This is a genomic window from Corallococcus sp. CA053C (assembly GCF_003611675.1).
GTDB lineage: Bacteria > Myxococcota > Myxococcia > Myxococcales > Myxococcaceae > Corallococcus.
Map to the genome: position 1 here is coordinate 20,442 of NZ_RAWA01000083.1, position 7,356 is coordinate 27,797.

Annotated in this window: 5 protein-coding genes and 1 pseudogene; 2 read left to right on the forward strand and 4 right to left on the reverse strand. The window is 72.2% G+C overall.

Features of this window, described 5'->3' with window-relative positions:
* Positions 1-13: 13 nt before the first annotated feature.
* Together D7V97_RS14050 and D7V97_RS14055 are read left to right on the forward strand one after the other, a co-directional pair.
* Positions 14-3,103, forward strand: a complete 3,090-nt coding sequence (locus tag D7V97_RS14050; protein ID WP_120611141.1) for a POTRA domain-containing protein — start codon at positions 14-16, stop codon at positions 3,101-3,103.
* A 24-nt stretch (positions 3,104-3,127) separates the two neighbouring features.
* Positions 3,128-3,649, forward strand: coding sequence for a hypothetical protein (locus D7V97_RS14055; protein ID WP_233582778.1), 522 nt, complete (start codon positions 3,128-3,130; stop codon positions 3,647-3,649).
* Between the two features lie 25 nt (positions 3,650-3,674).
* Here the strand turns inward: D7V97_RS14055 and D7V97_RS14060 are convergent, their stop codons facing one another.
* The 4 genes and pseudogenes from D7V97_RS14060 to D7V97_RS14075 form a co-directional block, all read right to left on the reverse strand.
* Complete coding sequence (locus D7V97_RS14060; protein WP_120611142.1) at positions 3,675-4,847, reverse strand: right-handed parallel beta-helix repeat-containing protein; 1,173 nt, start codon at positions 4,845-4,847, stop codon at positions 3,675-3,677.
* Positions 4,848-4,988: 141 nt separating this feature from the next.
* Entirely contained in the window at positions 4,989-6,089 is a 1,101-nt protein-coding gene (locus D7V97_RS14065; protein ID WP_120611143.1) for a putative Ig domain-containing protein, read from the reverse strand.
* Positions 6,086-6,835: a hypothetical protein gene (locus D7V97_RS14070; RefSeq protein ID WP_120611144.1), complete on the reverse strand. Its 750-nt coding sequence runs from the start codon at positions 6,833-6,835 to the stop codon at positions 6,086-6,088. The genes D7V97_RS14065 and D7V97_RS14070 overlap by 4 nt, the downstream gene beginning before the upstream one ends.
* Positions 6,832-7,356, reverse strand: a pseudogene (locus D7V97_RS14075) (hypothetical protein); the annotation flags it as partial. The gene D7V97_RS14070 and the pseudogene D7V97_RS14075, both read right to left, overlap by 4 nt.

The window sequence follows — 7,356 nt, forward strand, 5'->3', positions numbered from 1 at the left end:
CGCGCTGACCGCGGTGCTGCTCCTCGTGTGCGCGCAGCCCGCCTTCGCCGCGCAATCCGACGGCTCCGGCTCCTCCGGCTCTGACGAAGACGCGGGCCCGGACGTGGTGGCCGTGGAGCTGCACCTGCCGGAAGGGGTGAACTCCGAAGGCCTCTCCGGGCTCGTCACGGTGCGCAAGGGACAGGCGCTGACGACGGGCGCGGTGCGCAGGTCCGTGGAGCAGCTCTTCGCCACGGGGCGCTTCGCGGACGTGGTGGCGCTCACCGAGGACGTGCCCGGCGGGGTGCGGCTCGTCTTCCAGCTCACGCCGCTGCCCCTGCTTTCGCACGTGGCGGTGCGCGGCAACCGCGTGCTCACGGCTGGCGAGCTGCTGGAGGCGAGCGGCCTCCTGGAGGGCGGGCCGTTGGATCCGGAGGAGCTGGACACGGCGGCGGCCTCCGTGCGCGAGGCCTACCAGCGCAAGGGCTACGACGCCGTCTCCGTGCAGGTGGAGGAGCAGCCGGTGCCCGCGGGCGGCGTGGCGGTGACGCTCGTGGTGGAGGAGGGCAAGCCCACCCGCGTGCGGCAGGTGACGTTCTCCGGCAGCCCCGCGCTGCCCCTGCCAAAGCTCGTGGAGGCGCTGGGGATGAAGCCCGGCGAGGTGTTCGACCGGGCGAAGCTGGACGGCGGCCTGGACCGGCTGCGGGCGCTGCTGCGCGAGGGGCAGCACTGGCGGGCGTGGGTGGGGCCACCCACCATCGTCGTGGAGGACAGTGAGGCGTCCGTCGCGGTGCCACTGGCTGCGGGGCCGGCCTTCCACCTGCGCTTCACGGGCAACCGCCGCTTCCCGGACTCGCTGCTGACGCGCGTGGTGGCGTACGACGGCGAGGAGTCGATGGACGCGTCCGTGGCGGGCCGGCTCGCGCGGCGGCTGGAGGCGTTCTACCGGCGGCGGGGCTTCCACGACGCGCGCGTGCGGGCGTTGGAGGCGGAGAAGCCGGACGGGGACCAGGCGGTGCTGCGCTTCCAGGTGGACGAGGGCCACCCGCTGCGCGTGACGGAGGTGCGCTTCCACGGCAACGCGGCGCTGTCGTCGGAGGCGCTGCGCGGGGCGCTCACGGGCCAGGTGGCGGTGCAGGAGACGTGGCCGGAGCTGGACCTGCCCATGCGCGAGGATCCGCTGGAGACGGAGGGCCGCGAGCGGCGCTTCGACACGAGCGTGATGTCCCCGCCGGACCCGTCCACGGTGTACGTGGAGGACGCGTGGCTGGAGGCCGTGGACGCGATGACGACGGCCTACCGCGAGCAGGGCTTCGCGTCCGCGCAGGTGACCTTTCGGAGCCTCACCGTGGATGCGGTCCACCACACGGCGGAGGCGGACTTCGACGTGGAGGAGGGGCCCCGGGCGCTGATGCGTCCGCCCCGCTTCGACGGCATGCCGAAGGAGGTGGACCCCGCGTGGGTGACGCTGCTCCTGCCCACGGGTGTGCCGCTGAGCTTCGAGCGGGTGGACGCGGCGCAGGCGGCGCTGGAGCGCGGGTTGGGCCGCGAGGGCTACCTCTTCGCGCACGTGAGCAACGCGGTGTCGGTGGACGGGGAGGGCACGTCCGCGCAGGTGGTGTTCCGCGTGGACCCCGGGCCCCGCGTGCACGTGGGGCAGGTGCTGCTCCAGGGGCTCAAGCGCACCGACCCGGACGTCGTGCTGGCGCAGCTGGACTTGAAGCCGGGGTCGCCCTTGTCGGTGGAGGCGCTGGCGGACGCGCAGCGCCGGCTGTCGCGGCTGGGGTTGTTCCGGCAGGCGGAGGTGTCGCTGGCGGATCCCAACCGGCGCGAGGCCGCCAAGGACGTGCTGGTGACGGTGCAGGAGCGCCCGCGCATCGACGGCGAGGTGTCCGGCGGCTACTTCCTCGTGGACGGTCCGCGCATCACGCTGGACACGGCGTGGCGCAACCTGGATGGCCGGGGCCTGAACCTGCTGGCGCGCGGCAAGGTGAACTACGCGGGCGCGAGCGCGGAGGCGCTGTCGTCGTCGCGGCTCCCCGTGGGATGCAGCACCGGGGAGCTGTCCGGCGCGGCGTGCGAGTCCGACCTGGACGGCTTGAGCGGTCTGGGCGGGCGCGGCAACCTGGCGCTGTCACAGCCCCGGCTGTCCTTCCTGGCGCCGCAGGAGATTGGCGCGCGGTTGGACCTGATTGGCGAGCGCGTGCACCGGCCCTCGTACCTGTCCACGCGGTTCGCGGCGGTGGTGGGCGCGGACTGGGCGCTGGCGTCATGGGTGAACGTGTCGCTCCAGTACGAACTGGAGAACAACCGGCTGCGCTCGCGCGAGGGCGTGCTGGAGCTGGTGAACCGCGCGGATCAGGAGCGGCTGCGCTACCCGTACGGCGACTTCGCGCTGCACTCGCTGAGGCCGTCCGCGACGTTGGACTTCCGGGATGATCCGGCCAACCCGCGCCGGGGCATGGTGCTGAGCACCAGCGCGGAGTTCATGCGCGGCATCAGCGTGCACCCCACGGACGTGGCAGGCAACCGCGTGCCGGAGTTCCCCATCGACGGCGTGAAGCTGTCGGGCAGCGTCAGCGCGTACGCGCCGCTGGGGCGCCGCGCGAGCGTGGCGGTGAGCGCGCGGGCGGGCACCATCGTGCCCCTGACGCAGGGCTCGCAGAACATCGGCTCCAAGCTGTTCTACCTGGGCGGCTCGTCCAGCCTTCGAGGTTTCCGCGAGGACGGCGTGCTGCCGCAGGACGTGCGCGAGGTGCTGCACCAGCGGCTGGCGGCGTGCCGCGCGGTGATTACTCCCGCGGGCTGTCCGGACGACTTGAAGGCGGTGCTCTCCGGGCAGGTGCCCGCGAGCCAGGGCGGCGAGCTCTACACGCTGGGCAAGGCGGAGCTGCGCGTGCCCGCGGTGGCGGCGGTGGACCTGGGCCTGTTCTTCGAGGTGGGCAACCTCTGGCAGGACCGCACGCTCTTCGACCCGAAGGTGCTGCGCTACGCGGCCGGCGTGGGCCTGCGCTACGTGACGCCCGTGGGCCCGCTGGCCTTCGACGTGGGCTTCAACCTGGACCGCGACGAGGTCCTCAACGAAGCGCCCACGCAGTTCCACTTCAGCATCGGCACGTTCTGACCGGAGGCTCCTGCTTTGCGATTCGTGCGTCCGCGCCGGGGGATATTGGGAGGATGGGCGCTGCTGGGGCTGCTCGCGCTCGCGTGTCAGCACGGGCCGGACGCGTCCGCGAAGCCGCCGCGTCCCAAGTGGATGCCTCCGGAGGGGAGCTGTCCTCGCGGGGCGCAGCTCCAGATGGAGCGGCTGGGGTTGAAGCCCGGCGACCGCATCCCCGTCATCGTGGACAGCATCCAGGACCACCCGGGGCCGGCCCGGTACAACTACAGCTTCGTCATCGCGCTGCCGCAGGGGGTGGGGGAGGTGAAGCTGCCGGGGGCGCGCATCGGCGGGCGGCTCTACGTGACGAAGCACCGCGTGTTCGGCCGGTATGACCGCATCTTCACGCCGGAGAGCGGGGCCACGTCGGTGCCCTTCTGCGGCGTGCTGCTGGACTCGCGCTGGGACCGGGACGGCGAGGGGCTCATCGCCTATCCCAGCCCCATGAAGGGCTTCTCCGTGGTGCAGGACAACACGGGGATCATCCAGGTGGTGGACCACTACCCGTGATGCGCGCCGGGTGCGTTTCGAGACGTCAGTAGGGGGCGCAGATGATGCCCACGCAGTCACCCGCGCCGTTGTCCCGCGCGACGTTCCCGCCCCCGTCGTAGGCGGTCGGCGCGTGGATGCCCCAGCCCGTGTTGCCCAGGGCGACGTTGCTGATGACCGTAGGGGTGCTGGGCGGCAGCACTCGGAGGCCGTCACCGGCGTTTCGCAGGAAGCGGTTGTTGCGGACGATGCCCGTGAGCGAGGTGGGGACGGCCTCCGGCAGGTCGGACAGGGTCAGGCCGCCCCCGTTGTCCCAGAGGGTGTTGCCGTCGATGTAGACGGTGTTGGCCGAGGCATCGAGGCCACTGCCATTGTCGACGACCCACGAGTTGATCATCGCGAGCCGGGTCGTCTCCCAGACGGGGGCGGTGGGAGGCGCGAGCGCGATGTTGTTCGCGATGAGCGAGTTCTCGAACCGCATCTCAGCGCAGGTGTTGGGGCCGCCGAAGTCCAACAGCATCGTGCCCACGGCGGTGTTCTCCACGAGCGTGCTGGAGCGGAAGCGGACGCGGCCACCGAAGCAGGAGATGGCGAGCCCGTTCGACGTGAAGGTCGAATCGAGCACGTCCACGTTGTGGGAGCCCGTGAGGATCGCGCGCTCGTTGTGCGAGAACACCGTCGAGCGGATGTCGAACTCACCATTCGACGCGTCGAACTCACGGTTCACCCCATCGCCGTTGCCGCTGAAGCGGGAGCTCGTGATGAGGAACCTCACGTAGCTGGACCGGTTGTAGACGCCGATCCGGTTGTCGAGGAGCGCGAGCTCGTGCAGCCGCACGTTGGTGGCGTGGTTGACCACGTACCCCAGGCCGAAGCCTTGAATGGTGCCGTTGCGCACCATGCTGCTGGCTTCGATGACGATGCCCTCGGAGTCAGCGTTCTCCGGGCCGGTGCGGTACACGCGATATCCGCCGAGGTCGAGGACGATGCCCTCTCCGGCGACCTTGAGCGCGAAGGGCGCCGTGCCCGGGCAGGCCAGGTCGTGCGTGAGCATCGTGTGCTCGGTGATGACGTCACCGCACCGGACATCGTAACCGCCGGTGTTCGCGACCTTGTCCTTCGCGTCGAGCTCCACCGTACCGCGCGCCTGCGCGTCAGGCATCCCCGTGAGCAACGCCGCCATGGCCCCTGCGATGATGAAACCCCGTGCCTGCCGCATGCTGCCTCCCCCGGCCGGAGGTGTCCGGCCCCTGGCAGGGAGGCTAGGCACCGCTTCCCAGGCCGCTTCCCTCCCAGGGGTGGCAGTGCGCTGCCTGGGGCGTGACAGCCTGGATGCACGGGGGGACTCCGGCCGCGCCCGCTATTCGACCTTGAGGGAGAAGGTCTGCTGGTCGCTGGTCAGCAGGTCGGCGATGCCGATGACGAAGGTGAACGTGTCCGCGCGGGTGGGCGTCCCGGAGAGGAGGCCCTGTTGCGTGTCCAGCACGATGCCCGGGGGCAGCTCCCCGCTCTTCACGCTCCAGGCGAACGTGCCGGAGCCGCCGACTGTCTTGAGGGTGTAGCTGTATTCGGTGCCCACGCGGCCGTCCGGCACCGCGCGCGAGAGGCATTTGACGAACCCGGGCGCGTCCACCGTCGTGAGGGAGAGCACGCGGGTGGCGGTCTGCGGCGGCGTGGCGCTGTCCGTCACCTCCACGCGGAAGTCCTGCGTGCCCTGCTGCGCCGTCGTCCCGGTGACGCTGCCGTTGTCGGACAACGTGAGCCCGGTGGGCAGTGACTGTCCGGAGGTGAGGGCGAAGCGGTACGGCGGTTGGCCTCCGGTGGCGGAGAGGCGCTCCGAGTAGGCGCGGTTCAGGGGCACGTCCGCGAGCGGCCCCGGGCCCGCGAGTCGCAGCAGGGGACGGATGCGCAGCAGCAGGTTGCCGCTGGCGCGCTTCATGGGGGTGCCCTGGTCGGTCACCTCCACCGGAAGGAACGCATCGCCCGCGCGCGTGGGCGTGCCGGTGAGCCGGCCCTCGGTGTCGAGCGAGAATCCCGCGGGGAGCTGCCCGGTGGCGTTGAACGTGTACGGCGGCGTTCCACCGCGGGCCTGGAGCGAGGCGGAGTAGGGCTGGGTCTCGATGCCCTCCGTGAGGAGCGTGGACTCCAGCGCGAGCGCGGGGGGCCCCGCGTCGGGCACGTCACCCGCATCCGTCGCGCCCGCGTCAGGGGTGCCCGCATCCGTCGTCGCACCGGCATCGGTGGTCGTGCCTGAGTCGTCGTCCTCGGATCCGGGGGCGTCGCACGTGCGGCCCTCGCCACAAGACGGCAGACAGCGGTTCTCCGAGGTGAGGCAGGTGGTGCCCGAGGGACAGCCTCCCGACGCATCGCACGCGGAGAAGCGCGAGAGGTCCGGCGCGAACGTGCAGGCTCCCACCGCGAGGAGGAACGCGCTCGCCCATGCGATCCGGCGCGTGCTCATGGCAGCTCCCAGACGAACGACAGCGCACCGCCGACACCGAGCAGCGCACCCACGCCCAGCAAAACGTTGGACGTGCGCGCCTGCCTTCGTCCGTCGTCGAGCCGCGCGGAGAAGCAATCCGTGAAGCCCTCTCCGGCTGCTGCGCACTCGCCACCGTTCTTAGACACCCGTGACTCCGTGCTCCTCGCCGCGAGCCCGAAGCCCACGCCCACCGCGAGCGCCACGCCACCCGCGCCCAGCAACACCTTGGGCAGGAGGCGCGAACCTTGAGGCGCCGCCTTCGCGGTTCCCAGCGGAGACCAGACCTGCTGGAGCGCCTGTCGGGCCCGGGCTTCCGCCTCGCCCGGAGTCGCGGCCGGTGCCTCGAAGTGCGCCCGCGTCTCCGGGCCTCGCGCGTCCGTCACCGTGAGCGCCACGCTGCGTCTGCCTCCCACGCCCAGCGCGACGCCGCGCACGAGCCTGCGCGCACCCAGCGCCCCGACCTGCGCGCTCCGGCACTCCGCGTTGCCACACGCGGACAGCGACGCTCCCGACGCGCGCAGCCTCGCCACCGTGGCGTCGCGCGACTCCAGACACGCATCCGGTAGGGCAGCCACCGCGCGCCGCGTGGCGTCCTCCAACGCGCGGGCCTCGGCGGACGGCAGGGCCACGCGCTCGAAGGGGACGAGCACCACGCGCGTGTTCGCGTCGCACGGGACGGCACCCTGCGTGAGCCAGAGCAGGAGGGGCGCGGCGGACAGACTCATGGCGCTCGGGCCACGTCCGCGTCGTCCGCGTCGCCCGACGTCGGCGTCAGCCCGAGGCTCGCCATGTAGCCCCGGTAGAAGCGCGGCCCGAAGGGCACGGCGAACAGCTTGTCGCGGAGCGCGTCCTCCACGGCGCCCCGGGCCGCCACGCTCGTCTCACGCCAGGGCAGCCCGCCCGCGTCCACCACCTCGGTCGCGCGGTTGAGGGCGAACGCCGCTTCCCGTCCGCTCGCGCGCAGGTAGTAGCCCCGACCCACGGGCAGCGACACCACCAGCGGGCGCTCGCGCTCCTTGTGCAGCTCCACCACGCGGATGCCGCGCGCATCCTCCACCCACAGCCGGCCCTCCAGGCCCGTGGGCACCAGCAGGTAGCCCAGCGACGCGGCATCCCCCAGGTCCGTCAGCGCGAACGCGCGATCCAACGCGGGCGGCTGGATGAACACGCGCGGCTGGCCTCGCACGTCGTCCATGCCCTGGCTCGCGGCCGCCACGAAGCCCCGCAGCTCCGCGTAGTCCACCCG